This window comes from Parviterribacter kavangonensis (assembly GCF_056863335.1).
On record NZ_JBXPJA010000001.1, the window covers coordinates 2,490,578 to 2,507,846 of the forward strand.

At 71.7% G+C, this 17,269-nt stretch carries 15 protein-coding genes; 2 read left to right on the forward strand and 13 right to left on the reverse strand.

Annotated elements, in window-relative coordinates; genetic code table 11:
- Nucleotides 1–4: 4 nt before the first annotated feature.
- The 6 genes from rplW to fusA all read right to left on the reverse strand — a co-directional run bounded on the left by rplW (nucleotide 5) and on the right by fusA (nucleotide 5,277).
- Nucleotides 5–307 (reverse strand): 50S ribosomal protein L23, encoded by a 303-nt coding sequence (rplW, locus tag AC1UE4_RS12795; protein ID WP_482917613.1) that lies wholly within the window; start codon nucleotides 305–307, stop codon nucleotides 5–7.
- Nucleotides 307–924: a 50S ribosomal protein L4 gene (gene rplD, locus AC1UE4_RS12800; protein WP_482917614.1), complete on the reverse strand. Its 618-nt coding sequence runs from the start codon at nucleotides 922–924 to the stop codon at nucleotides 307–309. Before rplD ends, rplW begins: the two co-directional genes overlap by 1 nt.
- Nucleotides 917–1,534, reverse strand: coding sequence for a 50S ribosomal protein L3 (rplC, locus tag AC1UE4_RS12805; RefSeq protein WP_482917615.1), 618 nt, complete (start codon nucleotides 1,532–1,534; stop codon nucleotides 917–919). The genes rplD and rplC overlap by 8 nt, the downstream gene beginning before the upstream one ends.
- 3 nt (nucleotides 1,535–1,537) lie before the next feature.
- Complete coding sequence (rpsJ, locus tag AC1UE4_RS12810) at nucleotides 1,538–1,861, reverse strand: 30S ribosomal protein S10 (protein ID WP_482917616.1); 324 nt, start codon at nucleotides 1,859–1,861, stop codon at nucleotides 1,538–1,540.
- A gap of 75 nt (nucleotides 1,862–1,936) precedes the next feature.
- The gene (gene tuf / locus AC1UE4_RS12815; protein ID WP_482917617.1) at nucleotides 1,937–3,121 is read right to left on the reverse strand and encodes an elongation factor Tu; all 1,185 of its coding nucleotides are present in this window, start codon (nucleotides 3,119–3,121) and stop codon (nucleotides 1,937–1,939) included.
- 53 nt (nucleotides 3,122–3,174) lie between these two features.
- Nucleotides 3,175–5,277 (reverse strand): elongation factor G, encoded by a 2,103-nt coding sequence (gene fusA, locus AC1UE4_RS12820; RefSeq protein ID WP_482917618.1) that lies wholly within the window; start codon nucleotides 5,275–5,277, stop codon nucleotides 3,175–3,177.
- A gap of 383 nt (nucleotides 5,278–5,660) precedes the next feature.
- Between fusA and AC1UE4_RS12825 the strand changes: the two genes are divergently transcribed.
- Entirely contained in the window at nucleotides 5,661–5,942 is a 282-nt protein-coding gene (locus AC1UE4_RS12825) for a hypothetical protein (protein ID WP_482917619.1), read from the forward strand.
- A gap of 31 nt (nucleotides 5,943–5,973) precedes the next feature.
- Here AC1UE4_RS12825 and rpsG read toward each other — a convergent pair whose 3' ends face one another.
- From rpsG to AC1UE4_RS12850, 5 genes are read right to left on the reverse strand one after another with little or no spacing between them, the layout of a single operon-like run.
- Complete coding sequence (gene rpsG, locus AC1UE4_RS12830; RefSeq protein ID WP_482917620.1) at nucleotides 5,974–6,444, reverse strand: 30S ribosomal protein S7; 471 nt, start codon at nucleotides 6,442–6,444, stop codon at nucleotides 5,974–5,976.
- Nucleotides 6,445–6,446: 2 nt separating this feature from the next.
- Nucleotides 6,447–6,842: a 30S ribosomal protein S12 gene (rpsL, locus tag AC1UE4_RS12835; RefSeq protein ID WP_482917621.1), complete on the reverse strand. Its 396-nt coding sequence runs from the start codon at nucleotides 6,840–6,842 to the stop codon at nucleotides 6,447–6,449.
- A 26-nt stretch (nucleotides 6,843–6,868) separates the two neighbouring features.
- Nucleotides 6,869–7,996 carry an alanine dehydrogenase gene (gene ald / locus AC1UE4_RS12840; protein WP_482917622.1) on the reverse strand — a complete coding sequence of 376 codons (1,128 nt, stop codon included), beginning with the start codon at nucleotides 7,994–7,996 and terminating at the stop codon, nucleotides 6,869–6,871.
- Entirely contained in the window at nucleotides 7,993–9,405 is a 1,413-nt protein-coding gene (locus tag AC1UE4_RS12845; protein ID WP_482917623.1) for an aspartate aminotransferase family protein, read from the reverse strand. Before AC1UE4_RS12845 ends, ald begins: the two co-directional genes overlap by 4 nt.
- Nucleotides 9,406–9,455: 50 nt before the next feature.
- On the reverse strand, nucleotides 9,456–10,340 hold the full coding sequence (locus AC1UE4_RS12850; protein WP_482917624.1) for a hypothetical protein: 885 nt from the start codon (nucleotides 10,338–10,340) through the stop codon (nucleotides 9,456–9,458).
- A 173-nt stretch (nucleotides 10,341–10,513) separates the two neighbouring features.
- Here AC1UE4_RS12850 and AC1UE4_RS12855 point away from each other — a divergent pair, with 173 nt between their 5' ends.
- Nucleotides 10,514–11,032: an HAD domain-containing protein gene (locus tag AC1UE4_RS12855; protein WP_482917625.1), complete on the forward strand. Its 519-nt coding sequence runs from the start codon at nucleotides 10,514–10,516 to the stop codon at nucleotides 11,030–11,032.
- Here the strand turns inward: AC1UE4_RS12855 and AC1UE4_RS12860 are convergent.
- Together AC1UE4_RS12860 and AC1UE4_RS12865 are read right to left on the reverse strand one after the other, a co-directional pair.
- Nucleotides 11,029–12,621: a GGDEF domain-containing protein gene (locus tag AC1UE4_RS12860; protein WP_482917626.1), complete on the reverse strand. Its 1,593-nt coding sequence runs from the start codon at nucleotides 12,619–12,621 to the stop codon at nucleotides 11,029–11,031. The two genes, AC1UE4_RS12855 and AC1UE4_RS12860, sit on opposite strands and share 4 nt — an antisense overlap.
- Nucleotides 12,618–17,252 (reverse strand): Ig-like domain repeat protein, encoded by a 4,635-nt coding sequence (locus AC1UE4_RS12865; protein ID WP_482917627.1) that lies wholly within the window; start codon nucleotides 17,250–17,252, stop codon nucleotides 12,618–12,620. The genes AC1UE4_RS12860 and AC1UE4_RS12865 overlap by 4 nt, the downstream gene beginning before the upstream one ends.
- Between the last annotated feature and the right edge of the window lie 17 nt (nucleotides 17,253–17,269).

Sequence of the window (17,269 nt, forward strand, 5' to 3'; positions counted from 1 at the left end):
GGGACTAGCCCTCCTCGAGGCCCTGCAGGCCCTGGAAGATCGGGATCGTGTCGCCCGGCTTGACCTGGACGATGGCCTTCTTCCACGCCCGGGTGCGCCCGCTGGTGTAGCCGCGCCGCTTGGGCTTCGACTTCACGCTCATCGTGCGGACGTCGACCACGGTGACGTCGAAGAGCTTCTCGACGGCCTGCCGGATCTGCGTCTTGTGCGCGTCCGGGTGGACGCGGAACGTGTACTTGTCCGCACTCGCCAGCACGTAGCTCTTCTCGCTGACGACGGGACGGATGACGACCTGGGAGGCGTCCATCAGCTCGTCGCCCTCCTCGTGAGCTCGTCGAGCGCCGTTTGCGACACCAGCACCGCGGCCGCGCCGACGAGGTCGGCGACGCCGACGGCGCCCGCCGGCAGCACCGACGTCCGGTCGAGGTTGCGGAACGAGTACGCGACCTTCGCCTCGGCGTCGGTGAGCACGACCAGCGTCGGCGTCGCAGCCGCGTCCCAGCCCCCGAGGAGCTGGACGGCCTGCTTCGTCGACGGCGTGTCGAACGGCGCCGGGTCGAAGACCGCGATCGAGCCGCGCTCTGCGTGCAGCGACAGAGCGCTGCGCAGCGCCGCGCGGCGCTCCTTGCGGTTGACCTTGAAGGTGTACTTGCGCGGCTGCGGCCCGAAGACCGTGCCGCCGCCGGTCCAGATCGGCGAGCGCGACGAGCCGGCGCGGGCACGGCCGGTGCCCTTCTGGCGCCACGGCTTCGCGCCGCCGCCGCGGACGTTGCCGCGCGTCTTCGTCGAGTGCGTGCCCCGGCGGCGCGCCGCCAGCTCCGCGCGCACGGACTCGTGCACGAGCGGGCCGTTGAAGCTCTGGCCGAACGCGTTGTCGTCGAGGTCGGCCTTCTTCGAGCCGCCGAGGATCGGAGCGCTAGCCATCGGTGCGCACCTCCACGATGCCGTTGCGGGGACCGGGGACCGCGCCGCGGACGACGAGCAGGTTCTGCTCGGCATCGATGCGGACGATCTCGAGCCCGGGCTGCGTGATGCGCTTGTTGCCCATCTGGCCGGGCATGCGCTGGCCGGGAAGCACGCGCGACGGGGTCGCGGACGCGCCGATCGAGCCGGGAGCGCGGACGTTGTGCGAGCCGTGACTGACGGGGCCGCGGGAGAAGCCGTGGCGCTTGATGCCGCCCTGGAAGCCCTTGCCCTTGGAGGTGCCGGAGACCTTGACCTTCTGGCCGGCCTCGAACGCCTCGACGGTGACGGTGTCGCCCACCTGCCACTCGCCGGCGTGGTCGCGGAACTCCACGACGTGCTTCATGGGCGGGGCGCCGGCCTTCTTGAGGTGGCCGAGCTCGGCCTTCGACAGCTGCTTCTCACGCGTCGCGCCGAAGGCGAGCTGCACGGCCTCGTAGCCGTCGCGCTCGAACGTGCGGATGCCGGTCACCGGGCACGGGCCGGCCTCGAGCACGGTGACGCGCTCCACCCGGCCGTCCTCCTGGAACAGCTGGGTCATGCCGAGCTTCTTGGCGAGGATGGCGGGCATGGTCTAGGCGAGCCGGATCTCGATGTCGACGCCGGCGGGAAGGTGGTCGAGACGCTGGAGCGAGTCCACCGTCTTCGGAGTCGGCTGATGGATGTCGATCAGCCGCTTGTGCGTCCGGATCTCGAAGTGCTCCTGCGAGTCCTTGTCCTTGAACGGCGAGCGGATGACCGCGTACACGTTCTTCTCGGTCGGCAGGGGCACGGGGCCGCTCACCGTCGCGCCGGTGCGCGTGGCGGTGTCGACGATGTCCTTCGCCGCCGTCTCGATGGCCGAGTGGTCGTAGGCCTTGAGCCGGATCCGGATCTTGTTCTGGGCGAGTCCTGCCATGGTGTCTCTGGGCGCTAGTGGGGGCGGGTCGACTCGACCCGCCCCCTAGCAGTCAGTGGTGTCGTTCCTCGATCCCTACTGGACGATCTCGGTCACGACGCCGGAGCCGACGGTGCGGCCGCCCTCGCGGATCGCGAAGCGCAGGCCCGCGTCCATGGCGATCGGCTGGATCAGCTCGATGTCCATCGCGACGTTGTCGCCCGGCATGACCATCTCGACGCCCTCGGGGAGCTGAGCGGAGCCGGTGACGTCCGTCGTGCGGAAGTAGAACTGGGGCCGGTAGCCGGTGAAGAACGGCGTGTGACGGCCGCCCTCCTCCTTCTTGAGGACGTAGACCTCGGCCTTGAACTTGGTGTGCGGGGTGATCGAGCCCGGCTTGCAGAGGACCTGCCCGCGCTGGATCTCCTCGCGCTTCGTGCCGCGGAGGAGGCAGCCGACGTTGTCGCCGGCCTCGCCGCGGTCGAGGATCTTGCGGAACATCTCGACGCCCGTCACGACGGTCTTCGTCGTGTCGGTGATGCCGACGATCTCGACCTCCTCACCGGTGGTGATGACGCCCTGCTCGATGCGGCCGGTCGCGACGGTGCCGCGGCCGGTGATCGAGAAGACGTCCTCGACCGGCATCAGGAACGGGCGGTCGAGCGGGCGCTCGGGCTCCGGGATGTAGGTGTCGAGCTGCTCGGCGAGATCGAGGATCTTCTGCGTGTACTCGGGGTCGCCCTCGAGCGCCTTCAGCGCCGAGCCGGTGACGAACGGGATGTCGTCGCCCGGGAACTCGTACTCGCTGAGCAGGTCGCGGACCTCGACCTCGACGAGCTCGAGGAGCTCCTCGTCGTCGACCATGTCGGCCTTGTTGAGGAACACGACGATGTACGGCACGCCGACCTGGCGGGCGAGCAGGATGTGCTCGCGCGTCTGGGGCATGGGGCCGTCCGCCGCCGAGACCACGAGGATCGCGCCGTCCATCTGCGCGGCGCCCGTGATCATGTTCTTCACGTAGTCCGCGTGGCCCGGGCAGTCGACGTGCGCGTAGTGACGGTTCTCAGTCTCGTACTCGACGTGCGACGTGGCGATCGTGATGCCACGCTCCTTCTCCTCCGGAGCGTTGTCGATCTCCTCGAAGGAGCGCGCCTGGCCGCCGTACGTGTCCGACAGGACCTTCGTGATGGCAGCAGTCAGCGTCGTCTTGCCGTGGTCGATGTGACCGATCGTGCCGACGTTGACGTGCGGCTTGTTGCGCTCGAACTTCTCCTTGGCCACTGGGGGATTCTCCTCTGCGGATCTAGAACTCTTGGAAGGTACTAAGGCTGGGCTCAAGCCGCCGTCGCGTCGCCGCCGCGCTCGCCGACGACCTTCTCGGCGATGTTGGGCGGGACCTCGTCGTAGCTGTCGAACTGCATCGTGTAGGTCGCCCGTCCCTGGGTGGACGAACGCAGGTCGGTCGCGTAGCCGAACATCTCCGACAGCGGCACCTTGGCCGTGACGGCGAGGGCGTTGCCGCGCCGGTCCTGGCCCTCGACGCGGCCGCGCCGCTTCGAGAGGTCGCCGATGACGTCGCCCAGGTACTCCTCGGGCGTGACGACCTCGACGGCGAAGATCGGCTCGAGCAGGATCGGCTTCGCGCGCTTGGCCGCCTCGGCCAGGGCGAGCGAGCCGGCGATCTTGAACGCGATCTCCGACGAGTCGGTCTCGTGGTACTTGCCGTCGACGAGCGTCGCGCGCACGTCGACCAGCGGGTAGCCGGCCTTGACGCCCGAGTCGAGCGCCTCCTCGATGCCCTTCTCGACCGAGGGGATGAACTCGGTCGGGATCGACCCGCCCTTGATCTTGTTGACGAAGTCGAAGCCCTCGCCGGGCGCCGGCTCGAGATCGATGTAGACGATGCCGTACTGGCCCGAGCCGCCGGTCTGCTTGACGAAGCGGCCCTCGACCTTCTGCGCCGTGCCCTTGATGGTCTCGCGGTACGAGACCTGCGGGCGGCCGACGTTCGCCTCGACCTTGAACTCGCGCTTCATGCGATCGACGAGGATCTCGAGGTGCAGCTCGCCCATCCCGGAGATCTCGGTCTGGCCGGTCTCCTCGTTCGTGGCGACCTGGAAGGTCGGGTCCTCCTCGGCCAGGCGCTGGAGCGCGGTGGCCATCTTCTCCTGGTCGACCTTCGTCTTCGGCTCGACGGCCACCTTGATGACCGGCTCGGGGAAGTCGATGGTCTCCAGGCGGACGGGCTTGTCGGGCGCGCACAGCGTGTCGCCGGTGACGACCTGCTTGATGCCGACCGCCGCGGCGATCTCGCCCGCGTAGATCTCGTCGATGTCCTTGCGCTCATTGGCGTGCATCTCGAGGATGCGCCCGATGCGCTCGGTCTTGCCGGTCGTGACGTTGAGGATGCGCGAGCCGGCCTCGAGCTTGCCCGAGTAGACGCGGAAGTACGTGAGCTTCCCGAAGAACGGGTCGGCCATGATCTTGAACGCGAGCGCGGCGAACGGCGCGCTGTCGTCGGCCGGACGCTCGATCTCGTCGCCGTCGACGCCGCCGCGCAGGACCTCGACGCCCTTGACCGGCGGCACGTCGAGCGGGCTCGGCAGGTAGTCGATGACCGCGTCGAGCAGGGGCTGGACGCCCTTGTTCTTGAACGCGGAGCCGCAGAAGACCGGCGTCAGCTCGATGGCGAGCACCGCCTTGCGGATCGCGGCCTTGAGCTGCTCCTTCTCGACGTCGCCGTTCTCGAGGTACGCCTCGGCGAGCTCGTCGTCGAAGTGGCTGACGGCGTCGATGAGCTCCTCGCGCGCGGCCTCGGCCTCCTCCTGCATGTCGGCCGGGATGTCGACGATCTCCTGCTCCTTGCCGAGGTCGTCGAGGTACCGGATGGCCTTCATGCCGATGAGGTCGACGATGCCGGCGAAGTCGCCCTCGGAGCCGATCGGCAGCTGGACCGGCACGGCGTTCGCGCCGAGGCGGTCGTGCATCGTCTTCACCGAGCCGGCGAAGTCCGCGCCGATGCGGTCCATCTTGTTGATGAACGCGATGCGCGGGACGGAGTACTTGTCGGCCTGGCGCCAGACCGTCTCGGACTGCGGCTCGACGCCGGCGACGGAGTCGAACAGGGCGATGGCACCGTCGAGCACGCGCAGCGACCGCTCGACCTCGACCGTGAAGTCGACGTGGCCGGGCGTGTCGATGATGTTGATCCGATGGTCGTTCCACTGGGCAGTGGTGGCCGCGGACGTGATCGTGATGCCGCGCTCCTGCTCCTGCTCCATCCAGTCCATCGTGGCCGCGCCCTCGTGGACCTCGCCGATCTTGTAGGTGCGCCCCGTGTAGTAGAGGATGCGCTCCGTCGTCGTGGTCTTGCCGGCATCGATGTGCGCCATGATGCCGATGTTGCGGGTCTTGTCGAGCGGGAACTTGCGGGGCATGAAGTGGAGTGTGGGGAAGCTTTGAGAGTGGCTTGGGTGGACGGCCGGAGAACGAACAACGGGCCCGATCGGGCCCGCGCGCGTACGTCGTCCTTGCGTGCGCCGAGCCCTATGTGGTCGAGGTCTCCATTGCCTGCTGAGGTGCTGTCGGGCGGGCGCGCATGAGCGCGTCGGCTCCCGAAGCGACTGAGGAGCATAGCAGCAGATCCGGGGCTGTTCGGGGCGCCGGAGGGCGGCCCACGAACGTACTCCGTGGACTGGTCGGAATCGCGTTCCTGGGCGCGTTCCTGACGGCGATCTCGAGCTTCCTCGACATCCTCCACGTCACCACCGGGCAGACGACGCTCGACAGCCAGACGGGCTTCGACAAGCACTCCGTCGCGATGCTCCTCCTGGGCCTCGCGGCCGTCCCGATGGCGCTCGGCGCGCTGCGCGGCGCGAGGCCGGCGATGATCGCCCTCGCCCTCATCGGGCTCGTGATCGTGATCGTCGCGTTCACGGTCGACCTGCCCGACGCGCTCGACGAGGGCCTGTACGGCGAGCGCTACGAGAGCGCGCAGGCCAAGCCCGCCATCGGCTTCTACGTCGAGACGATCGGCGGGATGCTGCTCGTCGTCGCCGGCGGCCTCATGCTGATGCAGCCGGCGCGGACGAAGGAGACCTAGAGGAAGGCGCGGCGCGGGGGCCGCGCCGCCACTACCAGCGGTAGTGGGCGAAGGCCTTGTTGGCCTGCGCCATGCGGTAGATGTCGTCCTTGCGCTTGTACGCGCCGCCCTGCTGGTTGTTCGCGTCGAGCAGCTCGTTCGCGAGGCGCTGGGCCATCGTCTTCTCGCGGCGCTGGCGCGCGAACTCGACGAGCCAGCGGACCGCGAGGGTGCGGGCGCGGCGCGGCGGGACCTCGACGGGGACCTGGTAGGTCGCGCCGCCGACGCGGCGGGAGCGGACCTCGAGGACCGGGGTGAGCGTCTTGATCGACTGCTCGAGGGCCTCGATGGGATCCTTGCCCGTGCGCTCGCCGAGGATGGCGAGGGCGTCGTAGACGATCTGCTCGGCCGTGCTCTTCTTGCCGTCGAGCATGACCTTGTTCACGACCTGGGTGACCAGGCGCGAGCGGTGGACGGGGTCCGGCTCGATCGGCCGGATCTGGGCTGCAGCGCGGCGGGGCATGGCTACTTCTTCTTCACGCCGTACTGCGAGCGGGCCTTCTTGCGGTCGCTGACGCCGGCGGCGTCGAGCGTCCCGCGGACCACCTTGTAGCGCACGCCCGGCAGGTCCTTGACGCGGCCGCCGCGCACGAGCACCACGGAGTGCTCCTGCAGGTTGTGGCCCTCGCCGGGGATGTAGGCCGTGACCTCGATGCCGCCGGAGATGCGCACGCGGGCCACCTTGCGAAGGGCCGAGTTCGGCTTCTTCGGCGTGGTGGTGTAGACGCGAGTGCAGACGCCGCGCCGCTGGGGAGCGGCGACCTTCTTCTTGCGGCCCTTGCCGGACTTCAGGCCCGGCGTGGCCAGCTTCTTGGACTTCGGGTGGCGTCCCTTGCGGATCAGCTGCGAGGTCGTGGGCATGCGGTCCGCCAGCCTAGCAGCCCGGATCAGGCCGCCAGAGCGCCCAGCGCGTCGCCCGGCGGCGTGAACTCGAGGCCCTGGTCGCGCGCCACCGGCTCGTACGTGACCTTGCCGCCGGCGACGTTCAGGCCGAGCATGAAGCCGGGGTCCGAGCCGAGGGCCCGGTGCACCCCGTCGGTGGCCAGCTTGACCACGTACGGCATGGTCGCGTTGGTCAGGGCGTAGGTCGACGTGACCGGCACCGCGCCCGGCATGTTGGCGACGCAGTAGTGGGTGATCCCGTCGATCTCGTAGGTCGGGTCCGTGTGCGTCGTCGGCCGCGACGTCTCGAAGCAGCCGCCCTGGTCGATCGCGACGTCGACGAGCACCGCGTGCTTCTTCATGAGGCCGAGCTGGTCGCGCGAGATGAGCTTCGGCGCCTTGGCCCCGTGCACGAGCACCGCGCCGATGACGAGGTCGACCTGCGGGAGGAGCTGCTCGATCTCGAGCGTGGACGAGTAGACGGTCGACGCGCGGTCGTTCAGGAGGATCTCGACCTCGCGCAGGCGGTCGATGTTGCGGTCCAGGACGTAGACCTCGGCGCCCATGCCGATGGCGATGACCGCCGCGTTGATGCCCACGACGCCGCCGCCGATGATCATCACCCGGCCCGCCGCCACGCCCGGCACGCCGCCGAGCAGCACGCCGCGGCCGCCCATCGGCTTCTCGAGCATGAACGCGCCCGCCTGGGTGGCGATCTTGCCCGCGACCTCGCTCATCGGGGCGAGCAGCGGCAGGCGCCCGCCGCGGTCCTCCACCGTCTCGTAGGCGATGCACGTGGCGCCCGACTCGACGAGGCCGCGCGTCAGCTCGGCGTCCGGGGCGAGGTGCAGGTACGTGAAGAGCAGGTGGCGCGGCTCGAGCCGGGCGACCTCGGCCGGCTGGGGCTCCTTGACCTTCACGATCATCTCCGCCTCGGCGAAGACCGCGTCGGCGTCGGGCAGGATGCTCGCGCCCTGGGCGACGTAGTCGGCGTCCTCGATCGCCGACCCCTCCCCCGCGCCTTCCTGGATGAAGACCTCGTGGCCGCGGTCGACGAGCTCGCGGACGCCGGACGGCGTCATCGCGACGCGGTGCTCGTCGGTCTTGATCTCGGTGGGGACGCCGACCTTCATGACTCGCGCCTCAGGCGGACGGGCTCGGTGGTGTGGTGCTCGGTGTGCATGCGACGGGAAGCCTCCTCCAGCACGGGGCGAAGCACGCCCTCGATCTCGTCGAAGTGCTCGGGCCCCGCGATGAGCGGCGGGGACAGCTGGATCACCGGGTCGCCGCGGTCGTCCGCGCGGCAGATGAGCCCGCGGCGGAAGAGCTCGCTCGACAGGAAGTCGCGCAGGAGCCACTCGGACTCGTCGTCGTCGAAGGACTCCCTCGTGTCCTGGTCCTTGACGAGCTCGATCGCCCGGAAGTAGCCGGCGCCGCGCACGTCGCCGACGATCGGGATGTCGCGCAGCGAGTCGAGCATCGCCGCGAAGGCGCCCTCGTTCTCGCGCACGTTCTCGATGACGCCCTCGTGCTCCATGACGTCGATGTTCGCGAGCGCGACCGCGCAGGCCATCGGATGGCCGCCGAACGTGAAGCCGTGCAGGAACGACGCCTGCCCCTCGCCGAACGGCTCGAAGACGCGGTCCGAGGCGATGACGGCGCCGAGCGGCGCGTACGCCGAGGTGATGCCCTTCGCCGTCGTGATGATGTCCGGCTGGTAGCCGTAGCGCTGGGCGCCGAACCACTCGCCGAGCCGGCCCCAGGAGCAGATGACCTCGTCGGAGATCAGGAGCACGTCGTACTGGTCGCAGATCTCGCGGGCCCGCTGCCAGTAGCCCTCGGGCGGGGTGAAGCAGCCGCCGGCGTTCTGGACGGGCTCCATGATCACCGCGGCGACGGTCTCCGGCCCCTCGAACTCGATCCGCTCGGCGATCGCCTCCGCCAGCGTCTCGAGGCCGTAGCCGGGCTTGAGCCGGTACTGGTTCGTGTTCGGCACGTGGCAGCCGCCGGGCGTGAACGGCTCGAACGGCGCGCGCAGGGACGTGATGCCGGTCGCGGTCAGGGCGCCGAGCGTCGTGCCGTGGTAGGCGATCTCGCGCGCGATCACCTTCGTCTTGTTCGGATGGCCGGTGAGCTTGTGGTACTGGCGGGCGAGCTTGATCGCCGACTCGACCGCCTCGCCGCCGCCGCTGGTGAAGAAGACGCGGTTGAGGTCGCCGGGCGCCAGGCCCGCGACCCGGGCGGCGAGCTCGATCGCGCGCGGGTGCGCGTAGGACCAGTTCGTGAAGAACCCGAGCTCCTGCGCCTGGCGGTAGCCCGCCTCCGCCACGTCGGCCCGTCCGTGGCCGATGTTCACGCAGAAGAGCGCGCTCAGACCGTCGAAGTACCGGTTGCCGTGCTCGTCCCAGACGTGGCAGCCGTCGCCGCGGACGATGATCGGGACCTCGGCGCCCTCGGCGTACGCGCCCATGCGGCTGAAGTGCAGCCAGAGGTGGCGGCGCGCCAGGTCCTGAAGCGACGCCTCCGTCGTCTGAATGGCCATGTCGCCCGACCATATACGGACGGGCCCGGACTGAAGCGTCTGCGGGTGCGCTAGGCGCGGGCGGGCGCGGCGCCGGCTTCGGCGGCGCGGACCGGCGCGGGCGTGAGCGCGGAGGCGATGATGACGAGCACGAAGGCGAGCGCCTGGACGGCGATGCCGAGGGCCGTGCCGGGCATCGGGTCGCCGAAGACGATGATGCCGCCCGCGATGCAGCTGATGTTCGCGGCCGTGCCGGTGATCGCGATGACGGGCACCGCGTCGCCGTCCTGAAGCGAGCGGGCCGACGCGTAGAAGGCGGCGACGGAGCCGGCGACGGCGATCGCGGTCCACGGGGTGATGAGCCCGAGGACGCCGGCGTCGCCGACGATGCCCGTGAGCGCCTTGACGGCGACGTTGCAGACGCCGAAGAGGATGCCCGAGGCGGCGGCGAGCATGACGCCGTGGTGCTCGCTCTTGGCCCCGATGGCCGGGCCCATGATGAGCAGGCCGCCGACGCCGAAGAGGCCGAGCTCGAAGGCGACGAGCGCCGGCGTCGAGAACGTCGAGCTGGAGCCCTCGCTACCGGGGAGCGTGAAGCCGAGGAGGATCAGGCCGAGCGCCGTGAGCGCGAGCCCCCACCACTGCCGCGGCGTGGTGGTCAGGCCGAACATGCGCTCCGCCATGACGGCCAGCAGCGCGACGCCGCCGGAGAGGACGGCCTGGACGATCGACAGCGGGGCGAGGCTGATCGCGGCGACATGCAGCATCCAGGCGCCGCCGCCGAGGAGCATGCCCACGGCGAACCACTTCGAGCTCCACAGGGACTTCGCCGAGCGGAGCGGATGGCGGATGTCGACGGCGCACGCCTCGCATGCGCCGCGGTGCTTGAAGAAGAACGCGACGTTCGAGGCGAATGCGCAGAGAAGCGCGAGCAGGATGCCCAGCTGAAGAGTCATTCAGGGAAGCGGTAACGGTCGGAACCGGGGGATCTTGCGGTGCCCGGCGGCTGACCTAGCCATCGGCACCTTCGAGCCGTCCCTTGAAGGGCGACCGGGCGGACCACCGTAGCGAGATGAACCTGAAGGGCGGCTCAATTCCGCAGAACCCCAGCTAAGTTGCGGCATTCCGTATGAGGCCCGTGCTCTTGGTCGACGTGGATGGGGTCATCTCGCTGTGGGGGTTCCCTTCGGACAGACGTCCAGAGGGCGTGTTCGTCTCCGTTGACGGCATCCCGCACTTCCTTTCGAAGGCGGCGGGGCGGCACCTGCTCGATCTCGCGGAGACCTTCGATCTCGTCTGGTGCACGGGCTGGGAGGAGAAGGCCGACGAGCACCTCCCGGCCGCGCTCGGCGTGCCCTCCGGGCTGCCGCACCTGAGCTTCGACGACCACGTCCCGGCCGGGACGACGATGCCGGGCCACTGGAAGCTCGGCGCGATCGACGAGCACCTCGGCGACCGGCCGGCCGCCTGGATCGACGACGCGTTCAACGACGCGTGCCACGCCTGGGCTGCCGAGCGGTCCGCTCCCACCCTGCTCCTACGCACGTCGCCCGACACCGGTCTCACCGGTGAGCACGCGATGCAACTCGAAGATTGGGCGGCCACGGTCGCCAACGGGGGTCCCCGCCACGGGGCTCCCGCTAACTAGAGCGCGTCCGCCGGTGGCAAAGCGACCTGACGGGCCGCAGTCACCCGGTCCCGCCCGCCCCGCTTGGAGGCGTACAGCGCGGCGTCGGCCGCCTCGAACAGCGCGTCGGCGTCCTCGGCGTCCGAGGGGAAGCAGGCGACGCCCACGCTGACCGTCACCGACGGGTCGGTTCCCGACTCGGCGATGCTCGCGCGCAGCCGCTCGGCGACCTGGCCGGCCTCGGCCGGCGTCGTGTGCGGGAGCACGACCGCGAACTCCTCGCCGCCGTACCGGACGGGGGTGTCGAAGCTGCGGCAGGTGTCGTCGAGCACCTCGGCGACACGCTGCAGCACGGCGTCGCCGGTCTGGTGGCCGAACGTGTCGTTGAGCCGCTTGAAGTGGTCGAGGTCGAGCAGGACGAGCGCGGCCGACCCGCCGTTGCGCTGGACCCGGGCGAGCTCCTTGCCCAGGACGCGCTGGAACGTCGCGCGGTTGGCCAGGCCGGTGAGCGAGTCGGTCGCCGCGACGTGCTGGATCTGCTCGAGCAGCCAGGCGTTGCGCAGCGCCAGCGAGCCGTGAGCGGCGAAGCGCTCGAGCATGCCGACGACGCGGCGCTCGATCCGCGACCCGGCGCGCAGCGGGTGCTCGATGACGAGCACGCCGAGCGGCTGGCCGCCGGCGGCGAGCGGCACGATGACGAGGTTGGCCCCACCGGGCAGGACGGCGGCCAGGCCGGCGTCGCCGTCGGGATCCACGCGCTTGAGCAGGCGCGTCTCGCCGGTGCGCATCGCCTCGCGCACGGCGTCGCCAGCGTCGTGGCCGGCGCCCGCCGCGAGGACCTCGCCGCGGCGTGCCAGGACGGTCAGATCACGCCCGTCGGCGGCGGCGAGCACGGCCCCGCGCTCGACGTCGAAGGTGTCGCAGACGCGGTCGAGCACGGCATCGGCCACCGCCGACGAGCCCTCGACCTCCTCCAGGCGGCGCGCCATCGCGGCGAGCGCCTCGAGGTCGTAGCGGCGCCGGCGCAGCTCGCGCTCGTTGACCGCGGAGAACCCCGCGGTCACGACGGCGACGAGCCAGAAGACGGCGCTGAAGGCGAGCAGCTGCTCGAACGGGCTGCCGATGCCGCCGAGCGCCGCGTCGTCCTCGAGGGGCCGCAGCAGGCGCGCCTGCTGCGCGTAGTAGACGACGAGCAGCAACAGCGAGTGCCACATCGCCAGCTTCATGCCGGTCCGGTAGGACGCGAGCAGCGCGACGGCGATGAGGTGCAGGACGATGAGGTAGCGGACGGGACTGCCCGCGCCGCCAGTGGCGTACGACGCCCAGCCGAGGTAGACGCCGTCGAGCATGAGCACGGCGCCGAACACGCGCTGCGCCCCCGTGCGGGTCATCCGCGTCGTGAAGGTGGTCAGCGCCGTCAATCCCAGGTAGCCGGCGCTCACCGCGGCGAGCACGAGCACGGACGCGTCGAGTGCCTCGCTCGCCAGCGCCGCCGAACCGGCCACCACGGCGATCAGCACCAGCCGGAAGCCCTGCATGTAGCGCAGGCGCTCGGCGATCGGGACGAGCTCTCCCCCGCTGGTGGAAGTGGTGTTGACCGCGGCGCTCACGTGAAGTCCAGATCCGGATCGGCATGGACGGGCGCGAGCGCGAGCTTCGGATCGGAACGATCGATCCGGCTCTGGACGCCGAGGAAGCCGAGGACGATGAAGAGCAGGGACATCGGGAAGACGGACTTGTCCGGGTGATCGACCACGACGCTCGTAGCTGTACGCACGCCGTCGTAGACCGCGCCGGCGACGTCGTTCAGCGCGCCGGTGATCCCGGTGCGATGGCGCCGCGGGGCCACGGGCTCCGGCGTGCGCTCCGGACGCTTGGCGGAGGCCGCCGGCGCCGCGCGGCGCTGGCGCGGCGAGCGCGGCAGCCCGCCCGCCTCGTGCGGCAGGCGGAAGCCCGGCGACGCGGAGCGCGGCCGGGCAGGAGGGGTGGCGGGCGCGTCGCCGGCGACGGAGGCGTCGTGGCCCTCCTCGGCAGCCGGGGCGGGCTCGCTCGAGGACGGCGGATCGGCGGGCGGCGCCGGCGTGCCCGCGCCCGACCCGGCCGGCGGCGCGGGGTCGTCGCTCTTCGGCTGCGGCTCCGGATCGCTCTTCGTCTGCTGCGCCTCGAGCGTGTACGAGCGGCTGGCGGTCGCTCCCGTGTTCCCCGCCCGGTCGATCGCGCGGACCATGAAGCGCGTCGCGACGTCGACGGGCGCCTTCGACAGGTCGGCGGTGTAGGGGCTCGTGCACGGCGCCCAGTCCTCGATCGCGATCGTGCGCCGCTCGAGCCGGCACTCGATGCGCGCCTTCGCCTCGGCCGTGAAGCGCCACGTGGGCGAGCGGTCGGTGCCCGGCGACGACGGCGCCGACGTCACGTCCGGCGCGGCGGGGGCGGTGGTGTCGAGCTCGTAGTCGGCGGTGGCGTCGCCCGACGCGTTGCCGGCCGCGTCGAACGACCGCACGGCGAAGCGGTAGGCGCCATCGGGCCGGCCGGCGAGGTCGAAGCCGAACGGGCTGACGCAGGCCGCCAGCGGCGCGACGTCCTGGCCGGCGAGCGAGAGGCGGCAGCTGAAGCCCGCCGCTGCGTCGCCCGAGAACGCCCAGGCCGGGCGGCGGTCACGGCCGAGCAGCCCCGGCCCGCTGTCGATGCGCACGGCGCCCGGCGTGGTGTCGAGCGTGTAGGCCGACGCGGCCGAGGCGCTGCGGTTGCCCGCGGCGTCGAACGAGCGGACGATGAAGGTGTAGGTGCCGTCGGCGGAGCCGGTGAGGTCGTACGGGCGGGGGCTCGCGCACGAGGCCCAGTCGAGGAGCACGGCGCCGTCGCGCTCGAGCCGGCACTCGAACGCGGCGCTGCCCTCGCCCGAGAACGACCAGCCCGGCGTCCGGGTCGCGCCGAGCGCGCCCGGCCCGCCGTCGATCGTGGGGGGCACCGGCGCGCTCCGGTCCAGGCGGTAGTCGGAGGCCGCCACCGCGCCGGTCGTGCCGAGCGCGTCGGTCGCGCGGACCTTGAGCGTCCAGAGGCCGTCCGGCCGGGTCGAGAGGTCGACGGTCCGCGGGCTCGCGCACGGGGCCCAGTCGTCGACGACGCCGCCCCCCAGCTCGACGCGGCACTCGGTCGTCGCGCCGGCCTCGGCCGTGAACGACCACGCCGGGCGGTCGGCGCTGCCGGTGGCGCCCGGGGTCGCGGTGAACGCCGGCGCCGCGGGGCCGGTGGTGTCGAGCTCGTAGGCGCTCGTCGCCGCCGGGCCGCGCACGTTCGTCGCGCTGACGATCCGCACCGCGAACGTCCGCACGCCGTCGGTCGCGGAGGTGAGGTCCTCGGCGCGCGGGCTCGTGCACGCCGCGTACGGCGAGCCGCCGAAGCTGCACTCGTAGGTCTGCCCCGCGCCGGCGCCGCTGAACGACCACGAGGGCGAGCGGCTCGTGCCGCGCGGCCCCTGCGCCGGGGTCAGCGCGGGCGCGGGCGGCTGGGAGCGGTCGAGCGTGTACGACGACGCCGCGGCGGGACCGGTGTTGCCGGCCTCGTCGGTCTGCTCGACCTCGAAGGTGTGCGGGCCGTCGGCCCCGGGCGCGGTGAGGTCGCGCGACTCGGGGCTCGTGCAGCTCGTCCACGCGCCGCCGTCGAGCCGGCAGCGGAAGGTCGCCTGCAACTCCCCGGTGAAGCTCCACGCCGGCGTGTCGTCGGCCGACAGCGTCGCCGGGCCACCGGTGATCGACGGCGCCGCGGGCACCGCCGTGTCGAGCACGTACGTCCGGCTCGTCTCGGCACCCTGCACGTCGGTGATGCTGTAGCCGCGGACGCGGAACGTGTAGGTCGCGTCCGGCTCGCCGGTGAGGTCGAGCGGCACCGGGGTGGCCGCTGTGCACGCCTGCCAGTCGAGGCCGGCCATCATGGTGCCGTCGCGCTCGAATCGGCACTCGTACCGCGCGGCGGACCCGGAGAACGTCCACGACGGCGAACGGCCGTTGCCGGTGGCGGCCGGCTCGGCGGTGATGGACGGCGCGGCCGGGACGCTGCGGTCGAGCACGTAGCTGCCGATCGCCTCAGGCCCGGTGTTGCCGGCGAGGTCGGTGGCGCGGACCTCGAAGTCGTACGTCCCGTCCGGCGCGGCGCTGAGGTCGAACGCGTCGGGGCTCGTGCAGGGCCCGTACTCGGCGATCTCGACGCCGCCGCTGAGCAGAGCGCACTCGAAGGTCGCGCCGGGCTCGCCGGTGAAGCCGAAGGACGGACGGTCGTCGGCCGACGGGGACGCCGGCAGCGACAGCGACGGCGCGGCCGGCGCGCTCGTGTCGAGCTCGTAGACCGCCGTGGCCGCGGGGCCGGTGACGAAGGTCGGGCTCACGCCGCGGACCTCGAAGGTGTACGTGCCGTCGAGCTGGCCGGTGAGGTCGAAGCCGCGCGGGGTCGTGCAGCTCGTCCAGTCGAGCCCCACCGGGTTGCCGCCGGCGTCGACCAGCCGGCACTCGAACGCCGACGACGTCGTGCTCGAGAACTGCCACGCCGGCGAGCGGCCGTTCCCGACCGGGCCGGGGCCGTCGTCGATCGCCGGGGTGCCCGGCGCGGTGGTGTCGAGCACGTACGCGGCGGTCGACGCGGCGCCGGGGTTGCCGGCGCGGTCGACGACGCGGACGGCGAGGTCGTAGCTGCCGCTGCCGAGCGAGGTCAGGTCGTACGTCGCCGGGCTCGTGCACGCCGTCCACGCCGTGAGCCCCGCTCCCCCGCTCTCGACCCGGCAGTCGAACGTCGAGCCGGGCTCGCCGCTCGTCGAGAACGTCAGCTCGGGCTGCGGATCCGCCGACGGGGACGGGGGCGGCGTGTCGATGATCGGCGGCGCCGGGGCGGTCGTGTCGAACACGTAGTCGGCCGCGGTCTCGGGGCCGGTACCGCCGGGCCCGACGCCGCGGACGAGGAGGCGGTACGTGCCGTCGGCGCTCAGCGGCGCGAGCTCCTGGTGCGGGCTCGCGCACGCGGTGTAGTCGTAGACCAGCGTCCCGTCGGCCTCGAGGCGGCACTCGTACGACCCGGCGCCGTCCGCGCTGAACGACCAGGACGGCGACGGGTCGCCGGCGAAGGCCGCGGGTGTCACGGTGACGTCGGGCGGCGCCGGGACGGTCCGGTCGAGGACGAACACCGACGTGGCGGTCGCACCGATGTTGCCGGCGGCGTCGGTGACCCGGGTCTCGAAGTCGTAGGTCCCGTCCGGCTGGGCGGACATGTCGAAGCCCGCCGGCGTCGAGCACGGCGCCCAGCCGACGACGTCGAGCCCCCCGGAACGCACACGGCACTCCACGATGGGAGCGCCGGGTTCGTAGGTGAAGTCCCACGTCGGGGATTCCTCGGCGGATGGGGACGTCGGTGTCGTGACGAAGACGGGCGCCGCGGGGCCGGCGCGGTCGAGCGTGTAGTCCGAGGTCGCCGGAGCGCTCGTGACGCCGGCGCCGTCCTTGGCCCGCACGAGGAAGGTGTACAGGGCGTCGGCGCGCAGCGACAGGTCGGGCGAGTAGGTGCCGGTGCACGCGGCCCAGTCGATGACCATCGCACCGCCCGACTCCACGCGGCACTCGGCGCCCGTGCCCGCCGCGGTCGTGAAGCTCCACGTCGGCGTGGCGTCGTTGCCGAGGGCGCCGGGCGAGGAGGTGATGGTGGGCGGGTCCGGCGGGAGGTCGGTCGCCACGTGGGCGTAGCCCGCGTAGAGGATCACCGGCGTCGTGCTCCTGTTGCCGCTCGTCGTCAGGCGCCACCGCAGGTCGTCGAGCTCGGCCTGCGTGAACGCCGTGCCGGCCGGCACGACGTACTGGACCTCACGCCAGGCGGCCGGCGCGTTCTTCGGCACCGTGATGGAGGCGAGCGACGTAAGTCCAGACGTCAACTCGAGCTTGAGGCTTCGCTCGCTGCCCGGCTGCGTGTACGTCCAAAGGCTGATCGAGAGGACGCGTTCGCCGTTGAGCGGCATGTCGGAGAACCCGACCTCGCCGGTCTGCGTGCCGCCGGACGTGGTGCTCGCGTAGTCGTCCGTGGTCGTCGGGACCGTGGGCTCGGTGATGGGATCGTTGAGGACGGCCCAGCCCGGCATGCCGGTCGGGACGATCGTCCACCCGCCGCTGCCGGAGATGTCGACGTTCGGCCGCAGCACGTACGTCGCGGCGCCTGCGGATGCGGGCAGGGCCAGGATCCCGGCGAGGATCGCGAGCGAGAGCAGCAAGAGACGGTGAGCACGAG